The organism is Klebsiella sp. A-Nf5 (assembly GCF_002810545.1).
GTDB lineage: Bacteria > Pseudomonadota > Gammaproteobacteria > Enterobacterales > Enterobacteriaceae > Klebsiella > Klebsiella variicola.
On sequence record NZ_PIOG01000121.1, the window covers coordinates 1 to 13,534 of the forward strand.

General features: G+C 60.1%; 12 protein-coding genes and 1 riboswitch. Of the genes, 3 read left to right on the forward strand and 9 right to left on the reverse strand.

Annotation, left to right across the window (positions count from 1 at the left end; translation table 11 throughout):
• Positions 1 to 174 precede the first annotated feature (174 nt).
• From CWM53_RS11805 to tenA, 7 genes are all read right to left on the reverse strand, one after another.
• Positions 175 to 1,068 (reverse strand): LysR substrate-binding domain-containing protein, encoded by an 894-nt coding sequence (locus CWM53_RS11805; protein WP_100729642.1) that lies wholly within the window; start codon positions 1,066 to 1,068, stop codon positions 175 to 177.
• A gap of 205 nt (positions 1,069 to 1,273) precedes the next feature.
• The gene (locus tag CWM53_RS11810; RefSeq protein ID WP_162493254.1) at positions 1,274 to 2,755 is read right to left on the reverse strand and encodes a pyridoxal phosphate-dependent decarboxylase family protein; all 1,482 of its coding nucleotides are present in this window, start codon (positions 2,753 to 2,755) and stop codon (positions 1,274 to 1,276) included.
• 9 nt (positions 2,756 to 2,764) lie between these two features.
• Positions 2,765 to 4,150, reverse strand: a complete 1,386-nt coding sequence (locus CWM53_RS11815; protein ID WP_008804788.1) for a diaminobutyrate--2-oxoglutarate transaminase — start codon at positions 4,148 to 4,150, stop codon at positions 2,765 to 2,767.
• Between the two features lie 306 nt (positions 4,151 to 4,456).
• Positions 4,457 to 5,392, reverse strand: a complete 936-nt coding sequence (locus tag CWM53_RS11820) for an ABC transporter substrate-binding protein (RefSeq protein WP_100675550.1) — start codon at positions 5,390 to 5,392, stop codon at positions 4,457 to 4,459.
• Positions 5,393 to 5,416: 24 nt separating this feature from the next.
• Positions 5,417 to 6,157 carry an ABC transporter permease gene (locus CWM53_RS11825; RefSeq protein WP_100729643.1) on the reverse strand — a complete coding sequence of 247 codons (741 nt, stop codon included), beginning with the start codon at positions 6,155 to 6,157 and terminating at the stop codon, positions 5,417 to 5,419.
• Positions 6,154 to 6,882: an ABC transporter ATP-binding protein gene (locus CWM53_RS11830; RefSeq protein ID WP_100675551.1), complete on the reverse strand. Its 729-nt coding sequence runs from the start codon at positions 6,880 to 6,882 to the stop codon at positions 6,154 to 6,156. The genes CWM53_RS11825 and CWM53_RS11830 overlap by 4 nt, the downstream gene beginning before the upstream one ends.
• Positions 6,879 to 7,574, reverse strand: a complete 696-nt coding sequence (gene tenA, locus CWM53_RS11835; RefSeq protein ID WP_100630520.1) for a thiaminase II — start codon at positions 7,572 to 7,574, stop codon at positions 6,879 to 6,881. Before tenA ends, CWM53_RS11830 begins: the two co-directional genes overlap by 4 nt.
• A 68-nt stretch (positions 7,575 to 7,642) precedes the next feature.
• Positions 7,643 to 7,744: riboswitch (TPP riboswitch) on the reverse strand.
• Between the two features lie 220 nt (positions 7,745 to 7,964).
• Between tenA and CWM53_RS11840 the strand changes: the two genes are divergently transcribed.
• The 3 genes from CWM53_RS11840 to CWM53_RS11850 all read left to right on the forward strand — a co-directional run bounded on the left by CWM53_RS11840 (position 7,965) and on the right by CWM53_RS11850 (position 11,221).
• Entirely contained in the window at positions 7,965 to 9,086 is a 1,122-nt protein-coding gene (locus CWM53_RS11840; RefSeq protein WP_100729644.1) for a BamA/TamA family outer membrane protein, read from the forward strand.
• Between the two features lie 18 nt (positions 9,087 to 9,104).
• Positions 9,105 to 10,049 (forward strand): hypothetical protein, encoded by a 945-nt coding sequence (locus CWM53_RS11845; protein WP_012968151.1) that lies wholly within the window; start codon positions 9,105 to 9,107, stop codon positions 10,047 to 10,049.
• Positions 10,050 to 10,114: 65 nt separating this feature from the next.
• Complete coding sequence (locus CWM53_RS11850; protein WP_100675553.1) at positions 10,115 to 11,221, forward strand: DUF4056 domain-containing protein; 1,107 nt, start codon at positions 10,115 to 10,117, stop codon at positions 11,219 to 11,221.
• A gap of 37 nt (positions 11,222 to 11,258) precedes the next feature.
• On the opposite strand, the gene CWM53_RS11855 is transcribed toward CWM53_RS11850, so the two are convergent.
• The gene (locus CWM53_RS11855; RefSeq protein ID WP_022065966.1) at positions 11,259 to 12,431 is read right to left on the reverse strand and encodes a Gfo/Idh/MocA family protein; all 1,173 of its coding nucleotides are present in this window, start codon (positions 12,429 to 12,431) and stop codon (positions 11,259 to 11,261) included.
• Positions 12,432 to 12,444: 13 nt separating this feature from the next.
• Entirely contained in the window at positions 12,445 to 13,368 is a 924-nt protein-coding gene (locus CWM53_RS11860; protein WP_074385779.1) for a TIM barrel protein, read from the reverse strand.
• Between the last annotated feature and the right edge of the window lie 166 nt (positions 13,369 to 13,534).

Consider the following 13,534-nt stretch of genomic DNA (forward strand, 5'->3'; position numbering starts at 1 on the left):
GCTACGCTTGCCCGGCCTACACGAGTGCGCAGGGAGAATGTAGGCCCGGTAAGGCGCAGTCGCCACCGGGCATTGAAGCGGGAACGGCGCAGAATGCCCCTTGCCGGTGACTGCCGGACGGTTCCCTCTCCCTTCAGGGAGAGGGTTAGGGTGAATGGAAGTGGCGTGACACTGTCACATCTCGACCCACCCCTGCAGGGCCTCGGTCATTAGCTCGCCGAGCAGCGCCACGGCGGCGGAATGCTGTCCCTCTCGCGTGGTTTGTTGCAGGTTAACGGCCAGGCTCCCTGGCGATGGCAGTCGCCCGGCGACGGTGCGCAGGTTGCCGGGCATACCGATGCGGGTGCGTATCGTCAGCCCCAGGCCAGCCTGTACCGCCGCCCAGATGCCGTTCAGGCTGTGGCTGACGAACACCACCTGCCAGGGGATCCCCGCGGCATCGAGACAGGCGATAGCGCGGGAACGCATCAGGCACGGGCTATCGAACATCACCAGCGGCAGCGGCTCGCCGGACGCCAGCAGAGCACGAATATCCAGGTCAGGATGTGCAATCCACGCCAGCGGGCAGCGACCCAGCCCGGGGCCCTGATCTTCGGTTTGCCACAGCAGCGCCAGATCCAGCGTCTCCTCCGCCAGCGCCTGGCGCAGCGGAGTATTGCGATCCACCCTGGCGACTATCCGCACCTGCGGATGGTGCCGTTTAAACTGCCCAAGGATCCCCGGCATCAGCGATTCGCCAAAATCTTCTTGCATACCAAGGTGGATCTCGCCGGTGAGCCGCTCGCCCCGCAGCGCGCGCAGGGTTTCATCATTGAGCGCCAGCAGTCGTCTGGCGTAGCTCATCAGCTTTTCGCCTTCCGCGGTGAGCACCAGATGCCGCCCCTGTTTGGCCACCAGCGCCGCACCGCACTGGCTCTCCAGCTTTTTAAGCTGGGCGCTGACGGCGGAAGTGGAACGCGACAGGCGCTGCGCTGCCTGGGCGAAGCTGCCGCACTCCATGCCGGTCACAAAGCTGCGCAGGGCGTCGAGATCCAGCCCCGGTAAGCGTTTCTCCATCATCATCCTCATTTTCAGGATGTTCATCCTGAACGTTGTTATTCTCGGGATAGTACTGTGGCATCGCGAAAGGCAGGCGTCAACGGGCCCTGCGACCAGCCAGGGAGCAGAGAACGTCAGTGGCGCGGAAAGAAATAAAAAAGCCGATAAGGGCATTATCGGCTTATTGCAGGCAAGGCTGACAGCGGGGCGGCAGGCGCCGCCTCGCCAAGGCAGGTTATTGCGCCAGCAGCTCCTGAGCGGTGCGTTCCACCAGGTTCAGCAGCACCTTCACGTCATCCAGCGTCACCACCGGGTTCAGCAGGGTCAGCTTCAGGCAGGTGACACCGTTGTGCTCGGTCACGCCAACGTTAGCGCGGCCGGAAGCCAGCAGAGCATCGCCGACACGCTGGTTGAGCAGGGCGATAGCCGCCGCGTCGCTCTGCGCCATCTGCGCCGGACGGGAACGGAACAGCACGCTCGCCAGCTGCGGCTGCATCACCAGCTCCAGCGTCGGCTGAGACTTCACGTACTCCGCCACGTTTTTCGCCATCGTGACGCCGTGATCGATGATCGCCGCATACTGTTTCTGGCCCAGCGCTTCCAGACCCATCCACAGCTTCAGTGCATCGAAGCGACGGGTGGTCTGCAGCGACTTAGACACCAGGTTCGGTACGCCGTGTTCTTCATCGAACTCGGAGTTCAGATAGGCCGCCTGATAACGCATCAGCTCGTAATGGCGCGCGTCCTTCAGCAGGAAGGCGCCGCAGCTGATGGTCTGGAAGAACTGCTTGTGGAAGTCCAGGGTAACAGAATCCACCAGCTCCAGACCGTCAAGGTAGTCACGATACTGCTCAGACAGCAGCAGCGCGCCGCCCCAGGCTGCGTCAACGTGCAGCCAGATCTGATGCTCCGCAGCGATACCGGCGATGTCGCGCAGCGGGTCGATAGCCCCCGCGTCGGTGGTGCCGGCGGTGGCGACGATCGCCATGATCTGCTCGCCGTTAGCCTGCGCTTGCGCAATCTTCGCTTTCAGATCGGACACGTCCATCCGCGCGAATTCGTCGGTTTTCACCAGCGTGACCGAGCGGTAGCCGAGGCCCATCAGCGCCATGTTCTTCTGCACCGAGAAGTGGGCGTTTTCCGAGCACAAGACTTTGTACTTGCGGATATCCCCCGGCAGCCCATCCTGCTGGATAGAGTGCCCCTGACGGGCAAAGAAGGCGTCGCGCGCCAGCATCAGGCCCATCAGGTTGCTCTGGGTGCCGCCGCTGGTGAAAACGCCGGCGTCGCCAGCCGGATAACCGACCCGGGCGCGCAGCCATTCAATCAGCTTCATCTCAATGATGGTTGCCGACGGGCTCTGGTCCCAGGAGTCCATGCTCTGGTTGGTGGCGTTGATCAACACTTCCGCCGCCTGGCTAATCACCAGGCTCGGGCAGTGCAGGTGCGCCACGCACTGCGGGTGATGCACCGACAGGCTGTCTTTCAGGAAGTACTCGATCGCACGATCAATCGCCGCCTGGTTACCCAAACCCTGTTCGTTAAATTCAAGGGAGATACGCTCACGCAGCTCGTCAACGCTTTTCCCCTGATACATCTCAGGTTGCTTCAGCCACTGCACAACGGCCTGGCTGGTCTGCTCGATAACCTGCTGATAGGCCTCAACGCTCTGCGCTGAACCAGCAAGAATCGGATTCAATGTGGACATGGTGGTCACTGACTCCACTCAGACCGGCTTTACGCCGGCGGCCAGCAGGGCCTGTTCAAATTTGTCGAGGAACACATCCAGTTCCGCGTTGCTGATCAGCAGGGACGGCAGCAGACGCAGCACGCAGCCGTGACGACCACCGCGCTCGAGGATCAGGCCCGCTTCAAAGCATTTCTTCTGCAGCAGGGCAGAGAGTTCGCCGTCAGCCGGGTAGCAGCCCATGTGATCCTGAGCTTCGTTCGGCTTGACGATTTCGATACCGATCATCAGACCAAGACCACGTACGTGGCCAATGACCGGGTAGCGTTTCTGCAGCTCGGCCAGTTTGCCTTTCAGCCACTCGCCCTGGGCAGCGACTTTGTCGGCAATCTTGTTGTCGCGCAGATGACGCAGGGTGGTCAGACCGGTAGCCATCGCCAGCTGGTTGCCGCGGAAGGTGCCGGTGTGGTGACCCGGTTCCCAGGCGTCGAACTGTTTTTTAATGCCCAGCACCGCCAGCGGCAGACCGCCACCGACCGCTTTCGACATCACGATGATGTCCGGCTGGATACCGGCGTGTTCGAAGGCGAAGAATTTACCGGTACGGGCAAAGCCAGCCTGCACTTCATCGACGATCAGCAGAATGCCATGCTCTTCGGTCACTTTGCGGATGCGCTGCAGCCACTCGACCGGCGCCGGGTTCACGCCGCCTTCACCCTGCACGGCTTCGAGGATCACCGCCGCCGGTTTACGGACGCCGCTCTCCACGTCGTTGATCAGGTTTTCGAAGTAGTAGGTCAGGGCTTTCACGCCGGCTTCGCCGCCGATGCCCAGCGGGCAACGATACAGGTGCGGGTAAGGCATGAACTGGACTTCCGGCATCATGCCGTTAACCGCTGCTTTCGGCGACAGGTTGCCAGTGACGGACAGCGCGCCATGGGTCATCCCGTGATAGCCGCCGGAGAAGCTGATCACCGCCGTACGGCCAGTGTATTTTTTCGCCAGTTTCAGCGCGGCTTCCACGGCGTCAGCGCCGGAAGGACCGGTGAACTGCAGGCAATACTCTTTCCCTTCGCCCGGCAGGCAAGAGAGCAGGTATTCGGAGAAACGATCTTTTAACGGGGTTGTCAGATCGAGGGTATGTAACGGCAAGCCGCTGGTAATGACACTTTGGATGCTCTGCAATACATCAGGGTGGTTGTGGCCCAGAGCGAGAGTACCGGCGCCCGCGAGGCAGTCCAGGTACTGTTTGTTATCCGCATCCGTCAGCCACACGCCTTCAGCTTTAGTGATAGCCAGCGGTAACTTACGCGGGTAACTCCTGACATTCGATTCGAATTCGGCCTGACGGGCCAAAAAGGTTTCGTTGTTTGCGTCTAATAAATCGGCACGTAAAGTATCAATACGGACTTTATCCGTCATCATATCACTCCCACAACCAGCATTGCGGTTGAACGCTGGTTGAATAATTGGTCTAAGGAATTGAATTGGCATTCATAAAGCGCGCACAATATATGGCTTTTTAAATCCGCATTCAACGTTTTATTGATTGCGCTATTTTGACGTTATTCTTACCGGGGTAATAATTAACGTAACCTGCTGAATTATAATAGAACAACTGCGTGTCACGATAACCCTTTAAAGTGTAATTATTAGTGAGAAAGTCTCTATATTTTTATTGCCGCTGCGTTAAAACGCTGACGGCATGCGTTCCGTCAGCGATAGCAAGACTCAATGCAGTTCAACCGCATAATTTGTTAAAGGTGTGACTTTTTTCACCAACTTATTGTTATATAAAAACTGTTCATAAGCTTCATAGCGCGGTTTATCCAGTGCCGCCGGATCGGTGGCGAACAGCGGCACGGTTTGCAGCCACGCCTGGTGGTTGAGTTCGGTTTTCAGCTCCGGGTGGGCGGCGGCAAACGCCTCCCAGCTCTCCTGCGGATGGGCGCGCAGATAGCTCACCCCGGCCTGCAGGGCGGTGAGGAATTTACGGATCCTGGCCTCATGAATCGCGTCGCGATGGGCGACAATCACCAGCTCGTCATAGGTCGGTACGCCATAATCTTCGACGTTCATCACCACCGGCGTTTTGCCCTGCAGCTTCAGCTCCTGCGCTTCTATATTACGATAGCCGCCGATGACTGCGTCCACCTGGCCCGCCAGCAAGGCGCTGGTCAGCTGGAAATTGACGTTAACCAGTTTGATGCTGGCCGGATCGATACCCGCGTGTTGCGCCATGGTCGACAGGGTGGCCTGCTCAATGCCGCTGACCGAGTAGCCCACCTTCTTGCCTTGCAGATCTGCCGGAGTTTTGATGTGCTTATCCAGGGCGATCACTGTGTTCAACGGCGAGTTAATCAGGGTTCCGACGCGCACCAACGGTAACCCTTCGTCAGCGAAGAAGTGCACCTGCGGCTGGTAGGTGATGGCCAGATCCGCCTGACGGGCGGCCACCATGCGGGGAGGCAGCGCGGGATCGGAGGGAGGGACAATCTTGACGTCCAGCCCCTGAGCCTTAAAGGCGCCGATCTGCTCGGCCACCATAATCGGCGCATGGTCGGGGTTAATGTACCAGTCCAGCACCAGCGTCAGCGGTTCATTGGCCAGCGCGTGGCCGCTGAACAGAGCCGTCAGGGTTGCCCCGGCGAAAAGCGACTTTTTCATCTGTTTTCCTTTATTACTTCATCTTTATTCCGGTGACCAGTCGATCAGCCGGTGCAGCAGGGTATCTACCGCCAGCCACAGCAGGAGGGTCAGTAGCACTAAAATAAACAGCGCGGCGAAGCAGATATCGGTTTGCAGCCGCGCATAGGCATTGAGCATGACGTAGCCCAGCCCCTCAGCGGAGCCGACCCATTCGCCAATAATCGCGCCGATGGGCGCCACCGCCGCCGCCATCCGCAGGCCCGAGCCCAGCGCGGGCAGGGCAGCCATCAGGCGGACATGCCGCAGCTGAGCGCCAAAGGAGGCGTTCATGCTGCGCGCCAGATCGAGATATTCCTGGTTGACCCGTCGCAAGCCATCAAAGAAGGCGGAAGTCACTGGAAAGAAAATCACCAGCACGGCCATTGCCACTTTGGCGCTCATGCCAAAGCCCAGCCACAGCACCAGCAGCGGGGCGAGGGCAAAGACCGGAATCGCCTGACTGGTGAGCACCAGCGGCATCAGCCAGCGCTGCAGGCGTGGAGAGAGGATCATGCCCAGCGCCAGCGAGACGCCGAGCGTTACGCCCAGCGCCAGGCCGCTCAGGATCTCACTGAGCGTGATAAGCGTGTGCCAGCCGAGATAGGCGCGATTAACCCACAGCGCCTCGGCGACCGCCATCGGGGAGGGTAAAAGAAAGTGAGGAATGCCGCTGCGGCTGGCCAGACCCCAGAGGATCATCAACCCGCAGAACACCATACCTCCCCGCCAGAGACGTCCGGTCATGGATGAGCCCTCATCAGTTGCTGCAGCAGGGCGGCCTGGCTGTTCAAGAGATCGGGCGCGTCCGGCGCGCGCGGAGGTGTGCCGGCGAGGTGATGGCTGTCATCGATGTCGCCGTCGGCCGCCGAGAGGACCAGCAGGCGGTGGCTCAGCCGGCAGGCCTCCAGCGGATCGTGGGTGATCAGCACCACCGTGCGACCAGCCAGCAGGGTGGCTGCCAGGGTTTGAATGCGCGTGCGGGTGAGGGTATCCAGCGCCGAGAAAGGCTCATCCATCAGCACGATGGGGCGATCCTCATACAGGGTGCGGGCCAGCGCGGCGCGCTGACGCATGCCGCCGGAGAGGGTTGCCGGCCGGGCGTCGGCGCAGGACGAGAGCTCCACCTGGTCAAGCAGGGCGGCGACCCGGGCGCGATCGACTTTTTCACCGCGCAGCCGCGCGCCGAGGGCGACGTTGTCCCGGACGCTCAGCCAGGGGTAGAGCAGATCTTTCTGCCCCATCCACGCCAGACGGCCCTGAATCGGCTGCCCATCGCTGGCGACCACCGCTCCACGGGTGGCGGGCGCCAGACCGGCCATTACCCGCAGCAGGCTGGTTTTGCCAGCCCCGCTGGCGCCGAGCAGCGACACCCACTGCCCGCCGGGGACCGTAAACGACAGGTTGTCGAACAGCCGGCGGTCGCCGAAATGCAGGCTCAGGCCACGGACCTCGATACCCGGCGCCGTCACGCCCGGGTCTCCGCCGCCGCGTTGAGGCCCATCTGCCAGAACTGCGCCTCAAGGCGGGTGGCGGTGGTAAAAATCTCGCTCAGCTCAGTGAGCCGGGCCTCGCTCCCGCGCTGCTGCCACACCGTTTCCAGCAGCGCCAGCGCGGCGTTGACGCCGTGCAGATAGCCTTCATCGCCATAGTTGCGGATCCACGAGGCGTAGGGGTTATCGTTCAGCCGGGTGGCGGGATGCTGCAGCAGGCCGAGACCGATTTCCGCATAACCGGCTACGCAGGGCATCAGCGCGACCAGCAGATCCAGCGCGTCACCCGAGTGGCCAATATCCAGCACGTAGCGAGTATAGTTAATGGTTTCCGGCGCTTCAGGCTGGGTAGCCATCTCCTGCTCGCTAATGCCCCACCGGGCGCAGTAACCGACGTGCAGCGGCAGTTCGTTGAGGATGGCGTTCATTGAGGCGGCCGCGGCCCGCATCTCCGGCAGCGTGCGCAATTTACTCACCAGCAGCGCGTAGCTGCGGGCAAAGTGGATCAGAAACAGATAATCCTGGGTCAGGTAGCGACGAAACGCGCTTTCCGCCAGGGTGCCCTCGGCAAGCTGCTGGACGAAAGGATGCGCCACATAGTGCTGCCAGTCAGCGGCGGCCAGCTGGCGTAAACGGCCGTAAAGACCATGGCTAAACGCGGGAACAATCACAGGACCTCCAGTCATTCAGGGGAGATCCGGGCGTGCAGGGGTGTGAACAGGCAATGGCGGTAATGCAGGCAAAATTGCCGACCCGTCCCTTCGCTGGCATGACCCAGATCAGGTTCAAAGGGTTCGGCTTGCGCCATCTCAGCCCTCACGGGACACCCCTCGGTAGCGCTATGTTATACGACATTCACCTTTTGAATACAATCACCGCGCTGTCCGGTATTGCGATGGCATGTTTCTGTGATAGCCAGCACTTTTTCGTATAAAAATAACCTAAAAACAGGCGGCTGCGCGTTGGTGAGCATTATTCTCTTACGTTATATTTTCATTATCCCGTTGTGATAATCCTGTTCGCCACGCGTGTTGTGCGCGCCCCAAAGCCCCGGAGTGAGCATGAAATTTCCGCTGTCCACGCTGGCGCTTCTGTTCCTGTTGTGTCCGCCTGGTGATGCCGCCGATCTGTTCGATGCGGAAGATGGCATGCTCGATATGAGTCAGTATCTCGCGGAAAACCGTTATGGTTTTCTGCCGGTGCCGCTGGCGATCACCGAGCCGGCGATCGGCTATGGCGGAGGGCTGTTTGGCCTGTTTTTACACGGTAAAGGCAGCCGGGAAAGTGGGCAGTTTATTCCTCCGCCGCTTACCGCCTTTGGCGGGGCCGCCACGCAGAACGGGACCTGGTTTATTGGCGGCGGTCATCGCCACACCTGGCAACATGACCGCATTCGTTACCTGGTGGGGGCGGGTTACGCTAACGTTAATCTGGATATCTATTCCGGCGATACGGGCGGCTTCCGCCACGGTAAATCGGTGCAGACGGAGACCAAAGGCATCGCTGCGCTGCAAAAACTGCTGTTTCGCGTGGGCGACACGCCGGTATTCCTCGGGGCTTCGCAGGTGTATGCCCGAGCGGATGTCTCCAGCGACAACCCGCTGGTCAACCGGGTCTGGCAGCAGGTGCTCGGGCAAAACAGCACCTCTTCGGCGCTGGGGGTGGTGGCGGAATATGACACCACCGATAATATTTTCTATCCTCAGAGTGGGTTAGCGCTGAAGGGTGAATATCGTTTTTTCCGTTCGCTGCTTGGGGGCGATTATCACTACAACACTTTCTCGCTGGACGGGAAGGTTTTTATTCCACTCAGCCACACGCTGACGCTGGCGGTCGCGGGCAATTATCAGTCATTAACCCACCATGATAACCCTCTGATGCCGATGGCACGTCCCTATATCGCGCTGCGCGGCATTTCGCGCTACCGCTATCAGGGCGACTACGTGGTCACGGCGCAAACCCAGCTGGCCTGGGCGTTCACCCCGCGCTGGATCCTGCAGGGATTCGTTGGCGCGGGGAGCGCCGCTGACACGGCGGGCGCGCTAGGGGAACAGTCAGAGGTGGCATGGGGGGCCGGTTTTCGTTACCTGATTGCACGACAGTACGGTTTGCGTACCGGGATTGACGTGGCGTTCAGTGAGCATGAGCAGGCGGTCTATTTCAATGTCGGTTCGGGTTTATAACTACACATGAGAATAACAATGAGAGCATCCGGAACGGTGTTAACGCTGCTGTTGGCGGCCTGTGGCGCGTCGGCCGCGGAGCAGAGCGAGAGCGACAGCTATTTTCCGATATGGGGCGATGAGGCACGCGCCCGGGGGTATTCGATCCCGTTACCCTACGGCGTCAACCTGAGCTATATGAATATCCGTCAGGATATCATGGTCGACAGTATTACCTTTTCCGGGCTTAAGCTGGGCAACCATCCCATTCCCAGCGATATGTTCGCCATCGATGCCGGGCACACCCGCGAGAAGAGCAAAACCGAAAACCTGCGCCTCGATATGTGGGTCTTTCCGTTTCTCAACGTTTACGGGCTGGTGGGGCATACCCGCGGGTCGTCTGTCTCCCAGGTCTCCGTGGATTCGGATCCTTCACAGTTTCGCGGTTTGGATCGGGTGATCGCCGGCGCGGTTCACCAGCTTTATCAGAGCGGAAAACTACAGAATATTGATTTTACGCTTGATTTCAAAGGAACCACCTGGGGAACCGGCTTTACGCTCGCCGGGGGATACGGCAACTGGTTCGGGTTAGTAGACACTAACTACACCCGTACCGATTTCGATATTCTCGACGGCAGCATCTCGGCGGTCACCGTCTCGCCGCGCGTCGGCTACCGCTTCAGTTTTCAGGGGATCGACGGGCCGTCCCACCTCAGCCTGTGGGTCGGGAGCATGTATCAGGACGTGCAGCAGGAGTTTAAAGGCGATCTGGCCGACCTGCATATGCCGCCAGAGCTTCAGCCCCTGATTGCCGCGGTCAATAAAGACGGCGAGGGGAAATTCGACGTCAAGCAGAAGCTGACCTCACCCTGGAATATGCTGATTGGCGCCCAGTATGAAGTCACCAAAAACTTTAACGTGCTGACTGAATTTGGTTTTAACGAGCGCAATAGCTTCTTTGTCTCTGGTGAATACCGTTTTTAACTAAAACTGCTGGCGCCATCTGCCGGTAAGATGCGCGCTCTTTTGTTGTTGTGGAGAGGCTATTGATGCGTAAAGCCTTATGGCTGCTGTTTGCACTGTCGCTGCCGGCGCTGGCGCAGGATCCGGTGCTGCCCGCTGTGACGGCGATCCATCCGGTGCCCACCCTGGGTGAGCTGCCGCCGCCGGAGTCGCTGCGACCGTGCTGCGCTTTTGGTTACGACCTGCACGTGCGCGCGGTGGGCATCCCGATCCCGGTATACCAGATTGGCAATGTGCTGACCCTGGATACGCTTGGCAAGCACCATTACAACGACAGCGCGTTCGGGGCGGTGAAAAACCTGCTGGGGCTCAGCGAGGAGCAGAACGGGCTCATCTATACCCGTCGCGGCGGGTTTATTGATATCGCCCATGTGCGCGATACGGCGGACTACACCTTCTATCTGTTCAATCGTATTGCGCCGACGCTGGGCCAGGCGGGGCGGATCTTCTATAGTGAAGAGCTGGGCGTGCGCCGCGTTCAGCTGAATGCCTTTACGCCGCCGGCGGGCGTCAGGCAGCGCTATCAGCTGGCCGCCTGGCTGGCGGGTCATCTGGCCTTCGAAATTGCCCAATGGCATGAAATTGCCCAGTGGTATGGCTTCCAGTCTGTCCCCGGGTTTTCTGAGGAGATCTCCGCTTTTTCGCCAGAGGATCTCTACTCCAATTTACTCGGCGCCAGGCTGGCGATTAACGTGATCCTCAGCGGGCACGGAGGTTCGCTGGAAGACTATAACCAGGCCATGGATGCGGCGCTGAAACAGGTGCTGACCCGATTGATGGTGGCGACGCGAGGGGAGACGGAAGCGATGTTTCAGCGGATCGACGGCGACTGGTGGAACAGTCACCGGCGGGTGCCGGATAAGTTTCTGGTGCTGAAACGTAACTACGATCTGCAGGAAAATCGGCTGCCGACGCCGGTCCCTTTCGAAACCCTGCCGCCGTATCGCCTGACTATGCCGGAGCAGGTTGGGGGGTTCCGCTTACGCGACCTCGGCGAACTGCAGATCTACCCAGGGCATGATATGCAGGCGCTGCCGGTTCCCGCGCAATACTATGGCGCCGGCGCGTTCCAGGCGCTGGCGGATAGCGCACGTGAGGCGGATAAGACCCAGCTGTCACGAATTGAAAAATAGCCGTAAAGGCTCAGGGCGAGCGCCCTGAGCCAGTGAGTTAGCGGAAGTCGACCCAGCAGGCGCCGTTGTCGGCAGACCGTACACAGTTTTCCACCCAGCGCACGCCGAATGCGCCGGCGCGAGCGTCCGGATACCAGAAGTCGGCCAGCAGCGCTTCATCGCGACGGTCGGCGGCATCCATCGCGATGGCGAAACGGCGATAGAGATTCGACCATGCCTCAAACAGCCCCTCCGGATGACCGCCGCCGATGCGGTCATCCTGACGCGCCAGCGGATCGAGATAGTCCATGCCGCGCTCGAGGATGCGCACCGGCTCGCCCTGGATTTCATAGCGCAGCTGGTTGGGCTGTTCATCCCACCATTCAAGGCTGGCTTTTTCACCGACGATACGCACCTTTTGCCCGTGCATGGATCCGCAGTTAACGGCGGAGCTCCACAGCGAGCCGACGGCGCCGTTGTCATACTCCATAAGCACATGGGCGTTATCTTCCAGCGGCGCGCGGCTTTTGACGAAGCTTTGTCTGGCGCACATCAGCCGGGTGATGTTCAGCTGTGGGGCCATGGTTTCAACCAGAAACAGCGGATGAGTGGCCAGGTCGCCCAGAACATAGCTGGGGCCGACAAAGCGAGGATCGACCCGCCAGCGGGTACTGGCGTTTTCCAGCTCCACCGGCTGGGCGTGAAAACCGTGGGCAAACTGCATATTGACGATACGGATGTCGCCCAGCAGCCCGTCGGCGATCATCTGCCGGGCCTGCAGGATCAACTGGTGGCCGGCATAGCCGTAGGTCACCCCGATGATCTTGTGCTGCCGCTGGCTGAGCGCCACCAGTTCGTCAGCTTCCTCGCTGCTGAAGCACAGCGGCTTTTCGCACACCACGTGCAGCCCGGCCTCCAGCGCCGCCCGGCAGATGGCATAATGGGTGTTATTTGGTGTAGCAATCGACACCGCCTGAATGCCGTCCGGACGCTCCGCCTCGCCGCGGAACAGGCTCTGGTAGTCGGCGTAACAGCGTTCGGGATCCACCCCCAGCTGTTGGCCGAACTGGCGTCCGCGCTCGGCATCAATATCAAAGGCGCCGGCCAGCAGCGTAAAGGTGTTATCACGCAGCGCCGCTGAGCGGTGAATATAGCCGATCTGGCTGCTGCCGCCGCCGCCGACCATGCCCCAGCGCAGGGTGCGGTCGAGAGGTTTTAAACCGTTAATCATGTTGCGTCTCCTGTCAGAATCCCACGTCGCGCAGATAGCGCAGACTTTCCGTGACCGCCTGCAGGCTGCCTGCGGCATGGCGCGGATCACGCTCTTGTTCAATGGTTATCCAGCCCTGATACCCCCGACGGGCGAGAAAGTCTTTGATGGCCGGATAGTCAATGGCGCCGCTGCCGAGCGGGCACATTACCCCTTCGGCGCAGGCGGTGAAAAAGTCGATGCCCTCGGCGAGGGCGCGCTGGTAAACCTGCGGATCCACATCCTTGAAGTGCAGGTAGTCGAGTCGCGGGTAATAGCGATCCAGCCAGTCGAGCGGATCCATACCGGCGTAGTAGAGATGTCCGGTATCCAGACACAATCCCGCGACGTCGTGCGGAATATCGTTCGCCAGCCGCTCGATTTCATCCGCAAATTCGATGCAGCCCCCGGCATGGGGATGGATAACCGCCCGGACGCCATACTCCTGCCAGGCGAGGGTGCTGAGGGCGGTAATGTGCGCCATCATGCGCTGCCAGTCTTTGTCATCAAGACGTGGAGCCAGTGCGCTACGCCCGGCAAAGCGCGCTCGCTCAGGGTTGCCGAAATCAATAATCACCAGGTAAGGCGGCTGAACAGGATGCCCTGGCGTGGGTTCGGCGGCCGGAACCTGCGACAGATTGCGGCAGATTTGATGCGTCAGCGCCATCAGGGTGGGGAAATGGGCCTCGCTGACCAGATCGTCAAAGATCGTACCGGCTACCAGCGACAACTGATGCTGCTCCAGCGCCGCGCGCAGGTTGGCCGGGTCGGTGGGCAGGTAGCCCCAGGGCCCAAGCTCAATGCTGCGATAGCCGGCCTGCGCCGCCTCCTTCAGCACGGTAGCCCAGGCGGGAAGGTCAGGGTTATTTGGGTCATCCACGCCCCAGCTGCAGGGGGCATTGGCGATAGAGAGTGTCATGTTGGCTTCCTTTTTACACAGGGGATGCCGCTGAGTATTGAATAAATATTTCATTCTCAACAATGATGGAATGATGATTTTTTGATGGCCATCATGCTTTGAATTGATGTTGTTTTTGATAGTTTTTTATCAAATTGAGGGCGGGCGCGGTCTGCCCGTTAACTGG